14 protein-coding genes are annotated in these 14,267 nt (G+C 40.3%); 4 read left to right on the forward strand and 10 right to left on the reverse strand.

The genetic code is table 11. From position 1 onward, the window contains the following. Positions 1-12 precede the first annotated feature (12 nt). Positions 13-618, forward strand: coding sequence for a TIGR04219 family outer membrane beta-barrel protein (locus KPL72_RS09670; RefSeq protein WP_212916304.1), 606 nt, complete (start codon positions 13-15; stop codon positions 616-618). Between the two features lie 109 nt (positions 619-727). Here the strand turns inward: KPL72_RS09670 and clpB are convergent, their stop codons facing one another. From clpB to rluD, 3 genes are all read right to left on the reverse strand, one after another. Then, entirely contained in the window at positions 728-3,316 is a 2,589-nt protein-coding gene (gene clpB / locus KPL72_RS09675; protein ID WP_219702582.1) for an ATP-dependent chaperone ClpB, read from the reverse strand. Between the two features lie 124 nt (positions 3,317-3,440). Continuing rightward, a complete protein-coding gene (gene pgeF, locus KPL72_RS09680; protein ID WP_219702583.1) occupies positions 3,441-4,187 on the reverse strand; it encodes a peptidoglycan editing factor PgeF in 747 nt (248 codons plus the stop codon). A 59-nt stretch (positions 4,188-4,246) separates the two neighbouring features. Further along, a complete protein-coding gene (rluD, locus tag KPL72_RS09685; protein WP_212916307.1) occupies positions 4,247-5,230 on the reverse strand; it encodes a 23S rRNA pseudouridine(1911/1915/1917) synthase RluD in 984 nt (327 codons plus the stop codon). A 159-nt stretch (positions 5,231-5,389) separates the two neighbouring features. Here rluD and KPL72_RS09690 point away from each other — a divergent pair, with 159 nt between their 5' ends. After that, on the forward strand, positions 5,390-6,232 hold the full coding sequence (locus KPL72_RS09690) for an outer membrane protein assembly factor BamD (RefSeq protein WP_212916308.1): 843 nt from the start codon (positions 5,390-5,392) through the stop codon (positions 6,230-6,232). Between the two features lie 16 nt (positions 6,233-6,248). Here KPL72_RS09690 and KPL72_RS09695 read toward each other — a convergent pair whose 3' ends face one another. Together KPL72_RS09695 and KPL72_RS09700 are read right to left on the reverse strand one after the other, a co-directional pair. Continuing rightward, on the reverse strand, positions 6,249-6,902 hold the full coding sequence (locus KPL72_RS09695; protein ID WP_346729508.1) for a glutathione S-transferase: 654 nt from the start codon (positions 6,900-6,902) through the stop codon (positions 6,249-6,251). 132 nt (positions 6,903-7,034) lie between these two features. After that, a complete protein-coding gene (locus KPL72_RS09700; protein WP_212916310.1) occupies positions 7,035-7,247 on the reverse strand; it encodes a cold-shock protein in 213 nt (70 codons plus the stop codon). Between the two features lie 474 nt (positions 7,248-7,721). Here KPL72_RS09700 and KPL72_RS09705 point away from each other — a divergent pair, with 474 nt between their 5' ends. Then, positions 7,722-8,933 carry an ammonium transporter gene (locus KPL72_RS09705; RefSeq protein WP_219702585.1) on the forward strand — a complete coding sequence of 404 codons (1,212 nt, stop codon included), beginning with the start codon at positions 7,722-7,724 and terminating at the stop codon, positions 8,931-8,933. A gap of 105 nt (positions 8,934-9,038) precedes the next feature. Beyond that, positions 9,039-9,515 carry a DTW domain-containing protein gene (locus KPL72_RS09710; protein ID WP_346729509.1) on the forward strand — a complete coding sequence of 159 codons (477 nt, stop codon included), beginning with the start codon at positions 9,039-9,041 and terminating at the stop codon, positions 9,513-9,515. Here the strand turns inward: KPL72_RS09710 and KPL72_RS09715 are convergent. The 5 genes from KPL72_RS09715 to KPL72_RS09735 form a co-directional block, all read right to left on the reverse strand. Then, a complete protein-coding gene (locus tag KPL72_RS09715) occupies positions 9,505-10,212 on the reverse strand; it encodes a fumarylacetoacetate hydrolase family protein (RefSeq protein WP_219702587.1) in 708 nt (235 codons plus the stop codon). The genes KPL72_RS09710 and KPL72_RS09715 overlap by 11 nt on opposite strands. A gap of 27 nt (positions 10,213-10,239) precedes the next feature. Next, entirely contained in the window at positions 10,240-10,878 is a 639-nt protein-coding gene (locus KPL72_RS09720; RefSeq protein WP_219702588.1) for a cupin domain-containing protein, read from the reverse strand. A gap of 258 nt (positions 10,879-11,136) precedes the next feature. After that, positions 11,137-12,120, reverse strand: coding sequence for a porin (locus KPL72_RS09725; protein ID WP_219702589.1), 984 nt, complete (start codon positions 12,118-12,120; stop codon positions 11,137-11,139). Positions 12,121-12,545: 425 nt separating this feature from the next. Next, on the reverse strand, positions 12,546-13,091 hold the full coding sequence (locus KPL72_RS09730) for a DUF2058 domain-containing protein (RefSeq protein ID WP_219702590.1): 546 nt from the start codon (positions 13,089-13,091) through the stop codon (positions 12,546-12,548). Between the two features lie 150 nt (positions 13,092-13,241). Next, complete coding sequence (locus KPL72_RS09735; RefSeq protein WP_012071288.1) at positions 13,242-13,451, reverse strand: cold-shock protein; 210 nt, start codon at positions 13,449-13,451, stop codon at positions 13,242-13,244. Positions 13,452-14,267 lie beyond the last annotated feature (816 nt).

Here is a 14,267-nt window from a genome sequence, read left to right on the forward strand (position 1 = left end):
TGGACACTAATTATGAAATCAGCCCTTTTACTCTCGACTGCTTTATTAGCAAGTGCTGCTCACGCTGATGTACTTGGCTTAACCGCTGAAGCTGGCTCTTATATTACTAATGATGGCGAAGACTTTAACACCTACTTCGGTCTTGCTGTAGAACACCCAATCCCACTGATTCCTAATTTCCGTATTCAACACCAAGAACTAGAAGGCAAGTTCGGAAGTGCTAATACAAAAATAGACACGTCTTATAACGACTACACACTTTACTACGAATTCCTAGACGGCCTTTTATGGTTAGATCTAGATGCAGGTATTACTCTACGCAGCATTGATGGCTCTATCGGCTCAACAGATGTTAGTGACTCCTACCCACTAGGCTACCTATCTGCTTATGTCGCCCTGCCAGGAACAAGCATTTCCGTAGGTGGTGAATTTAAGGCTGGCGGCGGCAGCGATGCCAGCATTACCGACACCATGTTTAAAGTAAAATTCCAACCGCTATATTTTGGGGGCCTAGAAGCAGGCTACCGTAAAGTTCGTCACGACATAGACGATATTGACGGCTCAAGCTTTGATGCTGAATTCACTGGTGTATTCATTGGCGCCTTCGTAGACTTCTAAGCATTGTCTTTATAAACATCAATTTAGACATAGTTATTCCAAACAAAAATCCCGCTGAAATCAAAACGACTTCAGCGGGATTTTTTATACTATCAGCAACACATTAAATTTAGTGGTAATTAGCTTTTGAGAAACTAATTACACCTTCAGAAACATCCGCAACAATACGATCCCCCGTTACAAAATGGCCTGATAGCAACTCATTCGCCAAAGGGTTTTCTACCCACTTTTGTATCGCACGTTTTAGTGGTCGAGCACCATAAACAGGATCATAGCCAATTTCCGCTAACTGATCGGCCGCAGCCTCTGTTAATACCAATGTCATTCCCATTTCTTTCAATCTATCGTTCAAATGCGCTAGCTGGATGGTAGCTATACCTTTGATCTGAGATCTCATTAATGGATGAAATACAACCGTTTCATCGATGCGATTAATGAATTCAGGACGGAAATGCGTTCCGACCACTTCCATTACTTTCGCTTTGATCTCTTCATACTGATCAGCAGACTGATATTCTTGGATCAAATCAGAGCCCAAGTTAGACGTCATGACAATAACTGTATTTCTAAAATCGACTGTGCGACCTTGCCCATCAGTTAAACGACCGTCATCCAAAACCTGCAAAAGGATATTGAAAACATCAGGGTGAGCTTTTTCTACTTCGTCAAGCAGCAACACTGAATAAGGTCGGCGCCTTACCGCTTCAGTCAAATACCCACCTTCCTCATAACCCACATAACCTGGAGGCGCGCCAATCAAACGAGCGACAGAGTGCTTTTCCATGAACTCAGACATATCAATTCGCACCATCGCCTGCTCAGTATCAAACAAGAACCGAGCTAGCGACTTACATAATTCGGTCTTACCCACACCAGTAGGACCCAAGAAGAGAAAAGAGCCATTAGGTCTATTCGGATCAGCCAAGCCAGAACGAGAGCGACGAACCGCGTTAGAGACAGCTAGAACAGCTTCATCCTGCCCCATGACAGATTCATGCAATGCCTCTTCCATACGTAACAACTTATCGCGTTCGCCTTCAAGCATTTTATCCATTGGAATACCCGTCCATCGTGAAACGACCGTAGCAATCTCCTCTTCAGTCACACGTCTTTTCAGCAAGCGAGTTTCTGTACTTTCTTCGACTTTACTTGCCTTCTCTATTTCTGCTTCCAACATAGGAATCACACCATATTGGAGCTCTGACATTTTTGCTAAATTTCCGCTACGACGGGCTTCTTCCATCTCATGACGGACAGACTCAAGCTCTTCTTTAAGTTTTTGCGCACCTTGAACCGCAGCCTTTTCGGCATTCCAGATTTCTTCCAAATCGGAAAACTGCTTCTGTAAATTATCAATCTCAACACCCAACTCTTCCAAGCGAAGCTTAGACGCTTTATCTTTTTCTTTTTTAAGCGCCTCTTTTTCAATCTTCAATTGAATCAAACGACGCTCTAAACGATCCATATCTTCCGGTTTAGAATCCATTTCCATGCGAATGCGACTACCTGCCTCATCAATCAAATCAATCGCTTTATCCGGTAATTGACGATCGGTAATATAGCGCTGAGAAAGCTTAGCGGCCGCAATGATGGCAGAATCAGTGATATCAACACCATGGTGAACTTCGTAACGTTCTTTTAAACCACGCAGAATAGCGATGGAATCCAGCACACTTGGCTCTTCCACTAATACCTTTTGGAATCGTCTTTCCAAAGCCGCATCTTTTTCGATGAACTGGCGGTATTCATTCAGTGTCGTTGCGCCAACACAATGCAACTCACCACGAGCAAGAGCTGGCTTAAGCATATTACCAGCATCCATAGAGCCTTCTGATTTGCCAGCGCCCACCATGGTGTGGATTTCATCGATAAACAAAATTACTTGACCTTCTTGTTTCGCTAACTCATTAAGCAAAGCTTTTAGACGCTCTTCAAACTCACCACGATATTTAGCACCCGCAATCAAAGCAGCCATATCAAGAGACAAAACACGTTTATTTTTTAAACCTTCAGGAACTTCGCCATTAATGATACGCTGCGCCAAGCCTTCCACAATGGCGGTTTTGCCCACACCAGGCTCGCCAATCAGAACAGGGTTATTCTTGCGGCGACGCTGTAAAACTTGAATCGTACGACGAATTTCGTCATCGCGCCCAATAACTGGGTCAAGCTTCCCCTCTGCTGCTCTCGCTGTTAAATCGACAGTATACTTATCTAGCGCTTGACGACTTTCTTCTGCGTCAGGGTCATTTACAGAATCACCTCCTCGAATACTGTCAATAACAACGGCAATATCCGCCTTCGTAACACCACTTGATTTTAAACTTTTCGCAAGGTCATCCTTGCCATCGAACATCGCCATCAACACAAGTTCAGAAGAGATATACTGGTCTTTTCGCTTCTGCGCTTCTTTGTCTGCTAGGTTAAGCAAACGCCCCAATTCTGGAGACATCTGTACATTACCATCATGGTCATTCACTTTTGGAAGACGAGTTAACAACTCATTCAAACTTTCGCGAAATTTAGCGACAGGAATACCAGCTTGCTGGAGAATTGGACGAGTACTACCGCCCTGCTGATCCAACAAAGCCATCATTAAATGAAGCGGCTCTATATAAGAGTGATCTTGCCCAAGTGCAACAGATTGAGCATCGGAAAGTGCTAGCTGCAATTTACTGGTTAAACGATCTATACGCATAATCTGACATCCTTTGTAACATAAGATGGAATATTTCAATTAAAAGCTTAATAGCCCTTAAAAATGACTTTTCAAGATCTCTAGTGTCATTTTTTTGACACCCATCAATAAAACAGAGGACTATTTACTCATCAATCCAAATAACAGAGGCCATTCGCCCTGTTTTACCATCGCGTCGATACGAATAAAAACGCGCTTCATCAGTAAGCGTACAATAGTCGCCACCGTATATTTGTGAAACACCTGCGGCCACTAAACGCTGTTTCGCCAATAAATACAAATCACCTAGCCATTTGCCTTTTTTCTGGGCTGGTTTAAAAGCCGCGACAGCATCTGGAATAACAGGCATAAATGCTTCTCGCACCTCTTCTCCAACTTCGAAAGCGTCTGGTCCAATAGCCGGCCCAAGCCAGACCATAACACGCTCTTTTTCATCGAATTGCGCAAGGGTAGATTCCAAAACGCCAGCACAAAGTCCACGCCAACCTGCATGAGCCACCGCCACCTTTGTCCCTGCTTGATTGCAGAAAAATACTGGTAAACAATCCGCGGTAAGCACAGCACAAACCTGATTAATAGAACGAGAAAACGCCGCATCAGCACTGTTTGGTAATGTCTCACAAGGTAAGCTAACCACATCAGTACCATGCACCTGATTTAGCCAAATTGCGGAATCAGGCATATCAATATAAGAAGCAAACAATTGGCGATTCTGATGAACCGCAGCAAGATCATCCTGAACATGAAGCCCTAAATTCAGACTATTAAACGGTGCGCCACTCACACCACCAATCCGAGTAGAAACATAAGCACGAACAGAGGAAGGCGCAGGCCAAGTAGGACAAATATAAGAAGAGGCGTTAGAAGACATAACTATCTCCAAAAAAAATAAAAAAAGGCAGCCGAAGCTGCCCTTATAACACGACCAAATTAGAAATACTCAGAGTCATTACTACCAGACTCCACCATATCTCTCTTAAGGGCATCTAATAGTTTCTTCATATCATCTGGCAAATCAATTTCCCATTGCATCCACTCACCGGTAATCGGATGAGACAACTCCAGCTTCTTCGCATGAAGAGCCTGACGTCGGAAATGACGCAACTCATCCTGCAGCTCTGGAGAGCATGCCTTTGGCATTTTCAAACGTCCACCATACTGAGGATCACCAACCAATGGGTATTGGATAAATGCCATGTGAACACGAATCTGATGAGTACGCCCAGTCTCTAATTTTAAACGAATGTGTGTGTGGTTTTTAAAACGCTCAACTAAACGATAATGGGTTACCGCGTCTTTACCGTTTACGGGCTCTACCGCCTGTTTTTGGCGGTTATGAGGGTGACGGCCAATTGGCTCATCAACCACACCACCGCCAGTCATTACACCAATAGAAATTGCTTCATACTCACGTCCCATGCTGCGCTCTTGCAACTGAGTCACAAGATCTGTCTGTGCCGCTAATGTTTTAGCAACAACCATCAACCCCGTAGTTTCTTTATCAAGGCGATGAACGATACCTGCACGCGGAATATGTGCGGTCTCTGGTGCATGGTGAAGAATCGCATTCATCAAAGTGCCATCTCGGTTACCCACCGCAGGATGAACAACCAAACCAGCAGGTTTATTAATGATAATGATGTCGTCATCTTCATAAACAACATCCAGCTCCATTTCTTGAGCTTCATGTTCTTCTTGAGCTTCGATTACGATATCTAGTGTCACCACTTCACCGCCAAACAATTTCTCTTTTGGCTTAGTGATTTTACCATCAACCTTCAAGACACCTTCTTTAATCCAACTTTGGATACGAGAACGTGAGTAGTCGCTAAACAACTCTGTCGCGATCTGATCAAACCGGTTGCCACCCAAATCGAAAGGAACTTGGGCTTCTTTTACTATGCGCTCTGCCATACAATGTACTTTAGTCTGTTGTTTTTAACTCAATAATTTTATCATTGGGTTAAAAGTGAAAAAACGTGTAGCGCCTTGCACTTCATCATCTTTCGCAATTTAACGCTACAAAATGCCGATTGAGGCTAATCTACTACCATATCAAGGTTTTGATTATACATGGGATTTCATCACTCGTTGCTCCGATTCTCTGGAATAGTAAGTTTTTCTTTATTCATTGTCGCCTGTTCAAGCAAGCAGGTACAAGAACCAGACCTGCCTGAACGCGTCTATTACGACAAAGCTCAACAAGCTCTGGACGAAAATCTGCCATCCACTGCGATAAAACATCTGAAAGATTTAGACTCACGCTATCCATTTGGCGAATTCAGTACCCGCGCGGAACTGGACCTAATCTACGCTCAAATGGAAGCCAGTGACTTCATCGCTGCTCACGCTTCCGCTGAGCGATTTATTAAGAATCACCCAGAACACGATTCTGTCGATTACGCTTATTATATGAGAGCTTTGTCCACCTACAAAGGCGCCGAAAGCTTAATGTCACGCTACTTGAACCTCGATCCAAGTGAAAGAGATTCAAAAGAACTGGCAAAAGCCTTTAATGAGCTTGCTGATTTTACATCACGCTTCCCCAAGAGCACTTACGCTCCTGATGCTAAAGCACGTATGTACTATTTACGAGAGATGGTAGCGCGCCATGAAATACAAGTCGCACGCTATTATCTGAAAAGAAAAGCACCTCTTTCTGCATTACGTCGTAGCCAAGAAGTTATTCAAAACTACCCAAGTACGCGCTCTGTAGAAGAAGCATTAGCAATTAGTGTCCAATCTTATAATGACTTGAAGCAGACAGATTTAGCGCAAATCAATTTTAATGTGCTAAAACAAAGTTTCCCGAAATCATCATACATTGACAATCAGGGTAATTTTGTCGCCATCCAATTACCAAGCGACGCCGATCCAGGCTTTATATACTGGGTAACGTTTGGAATGATTAATTAATCGGGATACACACCGCTTAGTGAGCAGGAAAGAGTATATTCTCTTGCCCTGCTTGCCAAGCGGAATGCTTGACCATTACCACAGACTTGAACATACAGGAATTAACAAACCCTGCTAACCATCGTATTACATTATGGTATTGAGATGACTCAAACCATTCTTGATTAACACCAGCAAACTGACGCACAAATGGAAATAGTGCAATATCCGCCACACTAATGTCATTTCCAAATAGAAATTCATTTCTACTTAAACGCTTATCCAATCGACGTAAAAAAACTTCGCCTTTATTACGATAATAGTTTTCACTGAACTCAGGATGTCGATCCGCGTATTTATAACGGTCTAACCAATGTTTAAAAAAATTATCGTTATACGCTATCCATGCTTTTATCTTATTTTGTTGACTATTTTTCAACGGCCACAGTTGATTCACTAGATTGCTATCATTCGACTGCGAGAGCGCCCAGAAAATAATATCCAAACTCTCAGGGTACCTAACACCATCTACATCAACAAGTTGCGGTACACTTGATCGCCCACCCAACTTCAACAATGCGGCAGGTTTAGATTTCAAAATCACTTCACGTAAATGTACAGTTATCCCCAAGAGAGCAATGGTATATCTAGCTCTCATAGCATAAGGACAACGCCTAAACGAATACAACACAGGCAACAAAATAATCCCCTACTTTCTACAAACCATACAAATTACAAACATAAAAAAACCATGTTCATCATCAATACCTTATACAAAATAAAATATTTAAATGCATGGTTTTTTAGTAAATCAAAAGCTCAATTATACTGGGGTTACATTTTCAGCTTGAGGACCTTTTTGTCCTTGGGTAACTTCAAATGTTACTTTCTGGCCTTCCTGTAGAGTACGACGACCATTGCCATTTATAGAACGAAAATGAACAAAAACATCAGGACCGCCTTCACGCTCAATAAATCCAAATCCTTTTTCGTCATTAAACCACTTAACAATACCTGATACTAACTGACCTGACATAACAACCTCATTATTTGTGTTGCTCTTAAATAAGCAATCTTTTAACTATGCAAAAAGCAATTAAACTTTAAGCAACGCCTTAATGTTAAGTGCATTAAGTTAACACCAATCTAAAAATACACCAACCCATCGATAATATGTTGTAAAAAACAAAATAGAAAGTAAATGGAAAACAAGTATTGTTAAAAAAGGTAATAACTCTTAAATCAGATAATAAAAGCTCCTCTAGAGAATGGACAATAGCCTAAAGCCTCACCTCACAACCAAAGCAAGCAACCCGAAAAATACCAAAACAGTGCAAATGAAAAACCACCCATCCATTTAGCACCAAAAAAAAGCACAACTGGAACAATTATTGCTTTCCCAAAAATCAGTTCTAAAACCTCTCATAAAACAACTCAAAAAGCCCCAAAACAAAGCACTTATGGATAAGAGCAAACCTTTTCGGTGCAAAAAAAACATTAGGAGCCACTTGTGATATCCACAAACAGTGCAGTAGACACGCTAATATCCAGTTCAAACACCCTTTTTATACTACTCGGCGCCATTATGGTATTTGCTATGCATGCAGGATTCGCCTTTTTAGAAGTCGGAACTGTACGCCATAAAAACCAAGTAAATGCGTTAGTTAAAATAATGACAGACTTTGCTATTTCCGCTCTTGTGTATTTTTTTGTCGGCTACCAAATCGCTTACGGCATTAACTTTTTTGATAGTGCCGCCGTGCTATCGCAGGAGCATGGCTATAGCTTGGTAAAATTTTTCTTTCTCATGACCTTTGCAGCCGCAATACCCGCCATTATTTCTGGAGGCGTTGCTGAGCGAGCAAAATTTTATCCAATGCTTATTTCTGCCGCCATTATCGTTGGTGCAGCCTATCCTTTTTTTGAAGGCATCGTATGGAATGGTAATTACGGATTTCAAAATTGGTTAGAAAAACAATATGGCGCCCCTTTCCATGACTTTGCAGGCTCGGTTGTCGTCCATGCTTTTGGCGGCTGGGTTGCACTTGCAGCCATTATATTACTTGGAACGCGACGCGGTCGCTTTAAACACGGAAAATTAGTCGCATTCGCGCCGTCAAATATCCCATTTTTAGCATTGGGCGCTTGGATACTTTGCATAGGTTGGTTTGGCTTTAACGTGATGTCAGCGCAAACTCTCGATGGTGTGAGTGGATTAGTCGCAGTCAACTCTTTAATGGCTATGGTAGGCGGCATTATCGCCGCCATGCTATTTGGAAAAAATGATCCAGGTTTTATCCATAACGGCCCATTGGCAGGCTTAGTTGCCATATGTGCAGGCTCCGACATCATGCATCCTATTGGAGCCTTAGCTACCGGAGCAATTGCAGGTGCGATATTTACAACTCTATTCACTATCATCCAGCAAAAATTCAAACATACAGATGATGTACTTGGTGTTTGGCCACTGCATGGCGTTTGTGGAGCCTGGGGGGGCATTGCTGCAGGCGTTTTTGGATCAGAATCACTTGGTGGACTAGGTGGCGTTAGTTTTACCTCTCAGCTGTTAGGGAGCCTAGGAGGCATTATGATAGCAACGCTAAGTGGATTCATTGTTTACGGAATAGCAAAAGCAATCAGTGGCATAAGACTCAGTGAAGAAGATGAATTTAATGGCGCGGATTTATCAATCCACAAAATTGGTTCGATTGGTAAAGAATAAGTCCCATTTTAAAAAGTAGCCTGATGTCACTTTAATTTTCAACTAAAGTGACATCAGGCTTTTTTATTTTCTAGTTAATATTGAGATTGCTATAATCACCCATTTATTAGAGTAAAAGCGGTAATGAAAATTTGGCTAATAACGCACAGCGAAGAACTAAAAAAAAACTCAGGAACAGGAAGGCTAGTAAAAGAGACCTTAGGAAAAGAGTGCGAAATTATTGTCTGGTCCAGAATCGCGCCAAACGAAGCTATATTAAACCTATCACCATCCGATACTTTGCTGATTTATTTGTGTGAAAATGAAGAACAAAGAGCAGTTAATGATAGCCAGATACCTAAGGATAACATCATCATTATTGACGGAACTTGGCAACAAGCGAGAAAAATGTATAACCAGTCACCTTATCTGAAAAAATTCCAGCACCATGAAATTAAAGATATCAAATCCTTATACACAAAACGTCGTAATCAAAAAAATATCGGTCTTTGCACTGCTGAAGTCGCTATTCATATTTTGACTGAATATAAACATCCAGCAGTGTCAGAATTATCTGATAAATTCACTGAATTTAATCAGTAACTCTTACTCTAATTTCACCCAAATGCTCGACCCAAGCCTGCATTTCGTCCCCAACAACGACAGCCCCAACATTCTCAGGTGTACCTGTCATAATTAAATCACCTGGTCGTAACTCAAAGACCTCTGACAGTTTACAAATAACCTCTTCAATAGACCAAGTTAAGTTTGAAACATGGCTAATTTGCTTAAGATCGCCATTAACTTTTAATCCAATTTCGGCTTCTGACACCTTAGAAGCAAGTTGGTCTGTTTTTAAATAAATAGAGCTTATTGGTGCGGATTCATCAAATGATTTACCCACCTCCCAAGGACGGCCTTTCTTTTTAGCTTGAGTCTGAAGATCCCGACGAGTCATATCCAAACCGACAGCATAGCCTAAAATAGAGGCTCCAGCTTGCTCCATCGTTAAATTACGACCACCCTCACCGATAGCCACGATGAGCTCTACTTCATACTCAAACTGCGACGTAGCCATAGGATAAGAAACACAAATAACTTCAGAAAAAGCAGCGGGAACAACGCAAGATGCATCTTTGGCAAAAAAAAATGGAGGGTCTCTTTCAGGATCATCACCCATTTCCTTTGAATGCGCTGCATAATTACGACCAACACAATAAACACGGCCAACAGGAAATACTTGATCACTTTCAACAATAGGTAAATAGACCCGAGATTGTTCCGCTACAATATTTTTCACTTAAACCTCAATAGAATATAGAAAGACCTAGAAATGACCTGACTTTAACCAGATAAAACAACCTGAAGCGACACTCCAGCGATCTAATCTAAAATCAGGCTCACGAAGCCAAGCTCCTGAAGACATTTGGATATCACCATATTTAGCCAGACCAGAAATAATAAATAACTCAACAGAAGCACATAAGTCCAATTCGTCTAATATATCTTCACTATTCTGAATACGAACCAGCCAAACTCGTTCATCTCCAAATTGATAAAGAGATAGAATTTCTGATTTTTCAGACGACCAGATACTAGGAGTATCTACATAGACCTGATTTAAATCATGGGGTTGAAACTGATGCAATTTGACGAATAAAAAGCAGCCATCACGACTATGAGGAGCATGGCTACTGCCAGGAGGATTTCTAAAATAGCTACCAGCTTTGAAGTCACCCTTTTCATCGGAAAAAACACCATTTAAAACAAGTATTTCTTCTCCCAAAGGATGGGGATGAGGACGAAACACAGAATCAGCTTCATATTGAACTAAACTCGTCGCATGACCCCGCTCTGTTTCTTCCCGCGCTAGAGGTTTTCTATAAACACCAGACATAGGACTGGCTACCCAATCAATTTTATCTGTATCCATGAATACTGTCTTAGCAAAATCCATGTTAAGCATAACTGACCGCCAACCTAATATTAAAAAATAAGTTTAACGGTTTGATCAAATAACAATCAAGTTTTTATTGTTCATTGAAATAGAAACAGCAGGCATAAAAAAAGCACCAGATGCTGCCACCTGGTGCCAAAAAATGCTCCAATAAATCCGCCTACAAGAGAAGAAATATGGAACCTTGAATGATCTTACTTAACGTAAGGCTCCTAGCCTTATTAGATCAGGAGCCTTAGAGTAAATAAAATCCTCTAGGAGAAGATCTTAGAAACCGTAGTAAACACCAACAGCGGTTTGAGTGTCTGTAGTGCTAGATGTAGCATTTTCATATTCACCTAGTTCAGCAAATACATAGATATTTGATGCTAGGTTGTAAGTCACACCAGCAGCGTATTCATTGAAATCATCAGAGCCAGCAGCTTCAGGGTCTACATTTTGGTAAGAACCATATACATCACCAGCACCGTAACCGTAACGAGCAGCTAGGCCTACAATATCTTGAGTACTTTCAGTTGTTTCGTACTTAGCCGTAACAGAAAGATTCTCTACTGGAGTAACAGTAACAGCTAGACCTGTAGTTGCTTTAGCATTACCTGATGTTGTAACTGTATTCAATGAGTTACCACGAGTATCATAACCCAATGCAACAGATACCATGTCAGTAGAGTATTTTAGAACAGTCATGCTAGATAGTTTGTCATAGTTTTTATTTGTACTAGTTACGCCATCTTCGGTAATAGTTTCACCTTCACTGGCATCACCTTTAACTTGAATAGCCACTTGTATTTCAAAGCCATTCATAGACGGAGTAAAGAATGCAATAGTATCACCTTCTGAAGTTTTATCAGCATTTGTAACACCTAGGTATTCAAACTGATCTACAGCATCTTGGATAGCGTTGTTGTAAATAGTGTCAAATGAACCAATTTGAACTTTACCAAAGCTACCTTTCAAACCAACGTAAGCTTGGTCAAGATCAGCTTTATCTTCGCCTGGACCACCAGATTTCTGATCAGCATCAAATTCTATTTCATATTTGAAGAAAGCAGTCAGATCATCATTGATTTTAGTTTCACCTTGCAAACCAATAGTCGAACCATTGTCTTCAAAGTTTCCACCTTTATCTGTGTCAATGTATGCGTACTGGATGTTACCGTAAACATCTACTGTAGAGCCTTCTGCAGCTTGAACAGATACAGAAGCAAGTGCCGCACTTGATACAGCAATAGCAATAATCGATTTTTTCATTCTCGTTTCCCTTTTAAATGTTTGTACGCTTTTCTTGTAGGCGCTTGGATTTGTGCAAGCAACAGTCAAACAATCTAAACAATTCACAGAAATAGACAACCATACGCAAGCTAATTGCATAAAGTATCCACCATGCGTGACATTTACTTGAAATATGTCATATAAAAAGGATTATCAAACATTTACACAAAACAAAAAAACCATAAGAATCAAAACCCTATATTGAAATAAAATATAATGTGCATTAAATAAACAAAACAATGAAGTAGCAAAATATTCTAAAAAATACCTATTGTGCAACTGCCAGCTAAGTCCTAATAAACGCTGTCTAGCTAATGAAGAGAGAATAAGAAAAAGAGTAAAGCAAGTGAAAGGAAGGTTAAACTAGAGGGTCGAAAAAACCCTCTTAAACATAAAAAATGTACTTACCACATCAAGTCATCGGGAATCTGAAAGTCCGCATAAGGATCATCATCAACACTTTCAACACGATTATTACAAACAAGCACACAAGATGGATCACGCTCATTTATCTTTACAGCGACAGGTTCAGGAATAATTTCGTACTGCTGGTCAAGCTTAACAATAGCTAGCCGGCCTCGACTCAAGTCATCATGCATAGATTGGCTAATATATAGCTGCTTCACTTTTTTATTATCAGTAAAATGATAAGCAATATCGCCATCCTGCTTTCGAACACGGTTTTGTTCTATCATTTGTCGAATCTGACCCTGTACTGCTTTTTGCTCAACAAGCTTCTGACGCTCCATATTCAAAGCCCGATCTTTCTCTACTTTCTCTTCCCTTTGGCGCTTCAACTCTTCTTGACGCCCATCATCTCCAGCAGCTGCAACCTTGCCCTTTTTCACCTTCTGTTTAAGCTGCAAAGATTCTGCTTTTAATTTCTTAACCTTCTTTTTATCAACAAGCCCAACGCCCAATAATTGCTCTTGTAAAGACTTCGCAGCCATTAAAACCTCCTAACCACTAACAAACACGCATCAGTCCAACTTAGAAAGCTAGATCATGCTGTAAATCACAACCTATAAAAACAAAAAAAGCGACTTTAAAAGTCGCTTTTTAGCATTCGCACTGCTGAGAGTATCCTCAGCAACGTTACATTATAGAGGTGTAACGTTTTGAGCTTCAGGGCCTTTTTTGCCTTGAGCTACTTGGAATTCAACTTTTTGGCCTTCAGCCAAAGTTTTGAAACCAGAAGTGTTGATTGCAGAGAAATGAACAAAAACATCAGGACCTTGATCCTGAGTGATGAAACCGAAACCTTTAGTTTCGTTGAAAAATTTTACTGTACCAGTTACTACGTCAGACATGTCTGTTTATCCTGTAGGTTAAGTTAATTTATACGAAGATGTAAATCATCTACGTTATAGTGCTAAAAAAACTCGGTATTACTTATGACTTAACAGGACCGAACATACATGACGTAATATTCGCAACTCTGGACATAAATATTGCCAACTCTTTTAAACGAAACTGATTGTAGTCCGCTTTAAGCCACGGGGTCAATCATGTTCTACATAAATTTAACAAAATAAGCTAAATAAAAATACAAGCATATGTATGCTATTTTCCTATCTATATGTATTGTAAGACTTTTTTTCTATTTTGATCGGAAAAAAATATTAGAGAAAATATATAAAAATCTTTAACTTTTACATTTTTATTAGATAAGTTCTGTTAAATTAGTAACAACCTAGAATACTCTCACTCTTGTTTGCTCTGAACACCTATATATGCGCCCCTATATCAAAAAAGCATACAATCTAATATGGTGCATAAGGAAAATTCACAATACTTCTAATACTTCTAATACTTTAGTTTGTGCTACGCATACGCTATAGAATTAGCCGTTCATTTTAGGGTAACAAAAAATAAAATATGTATATGAAGCAATAACTTAAATATTATATAACGCCAACAATTCAAGATTGATTCCCAACTCTTAAATTGCATCAGCTAAGAAACAGCGGACACAATAGCATCCAGCCCTATCCACCTAAAATCAGCTGACAACCCTCCTAGTGAAGCAAATAACAAGCGTAACTCTGAAATAGGCATTTTTGTGAATAAAAACAACACCTATTTCCAAGATTATTTAACACATTTTGTCACCTGCCATTAACAAT

Source organism: Marinomonas lutimaris (assembly GCF_019426345.1).
GTDB classification, from domain to species: Bacteria; Pseudomonadota; Gammaproteobacteria; order Pseudomonadales; family Marinomonadaceae; genus Marinomonas; species Marinomonas lutimaris.